The organism is Streptomyces sp. NPDC054961 (assembly GCF_053609145.1).
In genome coordinates, this window is sequence record NZ_JBSGWY010000065.1 from 23016 (window position 1) to 23682 (window position 667).

Genomic DNA, 667 nt, shown 5'->3' on the forward strand with positions numbered 1-667 from the left:
GGGGCCGCGGGGGGCCCGTCTTGCCCCCCGGGGGCGCGCCCGCCCCCCCGGGCGCCCGGGGGGGCGCCCGCGGGCCGGGCCGGAAGGGTGGGGAGGCCACTCCGCTCGGGCACCCGTCACCAACAGGCGCCGGGCCGCGTTCATGAAGCGGGCGCCCGGTACCGGCCGTGATCCGGCCACGGTGCTGGCGTACTTCGTTTCCGTCTCCAGTGAAGGGCCGATAAATGATCAAGGTTTCCCGGTTGGCGGCCTCCGCTTTCCTTGCGGTGGGTGTCCTGTGTCTGCCGGTGTACGCTGCTTCGGCGCAGACCCCCACCGCCACCGCCAGCGCTGACGGGTCGCCCTGCGACGGCCACCCCCACGGCGCCCTCATCGCGGACCTGGATGACCCGGCCACTTACTACCAGTGCTCATGGGGCGAGACGTACACGTTCCACTGCGCGCGCGGCCTCCACTTCAACCCGAGGCAGAACATCTGCGACCGGCCCGAGGACGCCGGCAATCCGGCCGCCGGCCAGAAGTAGGGACGCGGGCCGGAGCTGATGAAACGGGAGCGCGCGGGGGGGGGCCGCCGGGGGCGGGCCCCCCCCCCCCCTCGCCCGGGTATACCGGGGGGAACTTTACCGGGGGCGGGCCCCCCCCACGCAGGGTGTTAGCGCCATCGTGG

Annotated in this window: 1 protein-coding gene; it reads left to right on the top strand. The window is 74.5% G+C overall.

Annotation, left to right across the window (positions count from 1 at the left end; genetic code table 11):
• The first annotated feature begins 224 nt into the window (after positions 1 to 224).
• Positions 225 to 524: a chitin binding peritrophin-A domain-containing protein gene (locus ACWF9Z_RS34515; protein ID WP_453609255.1), complete on the top strand. Its 300-nt coding sequence runs from the start codon at positions 225 to 227 to the stop codon at positions 522 to 524.
• Positions 525 to 667: the final 143 nt, after the last annotated feature.

Coding starts and splice junctions, on each gene's coding strand:
- ACWF9Z_RS34515 (WP_453609255.1), top strand. CDS start 225: ATGATCAAGGTTTCCCGGTTGGCGGCCTCCGCTTTCCTTGCGGTGGGT.